Annotated in this window: 1 protein-coding gene; it reads right to left on the bottom strand. The window is 72.0% G+C overall.

The annotated features are described in order from the left end of the window. Positions 1 to 339 (bottom strand): ketoacyl-synthetase C-terminal extension domain-containing protein (locus GCN81_RS00055; RefSeq protein WP_325065083.1); only part of this gene is annotated, 339 nt, incomplete at both ends.

Genomic DNA, 339 nt, shown 5'->3' with positions numbered 1-339 from the left:
CTCGGCCTGGGCGGTGACGGCTTCGGCGGACTTTCCGGAGAGCACCCACGGCAGCACCGGAAGCGAGCGCGACTCCTGCGCCTCCCCCGACTCCCGCGGCTCCTCGGACTCGGCGGCGGTGGCGGGGGCCGGGGCCTGTTCGATCACCACATGCGCGTTGGTGCCGCCGAATCCGAAGGACGACACACCCGCGCGGCGCGGGCGCCCGTCGGTCTCGGGCCAGTCGCGGGCCTCAGCGAGCAGCTCCACCCCTCCCGCCTCCCAGTCGATGTGGGTGGAGGGGTGGTCGGCGTGGAGGGTTTTGGGGAGGGTGCCGTGTCGTATGGCTTGGATCATTTT

The sequence above is a fragment of the Streptomyces apocyni genome, assembly GCF_009739465.1.
GTDB lineage: Bacteria > Actinomycetota > Actinomycetes > Streptomycetales > Streptomycetaceae > Streptomyces > Streptomyces apocyni.
This window is presented reverse-complemented; position numbering and strand designations above follow the sequence as displayed.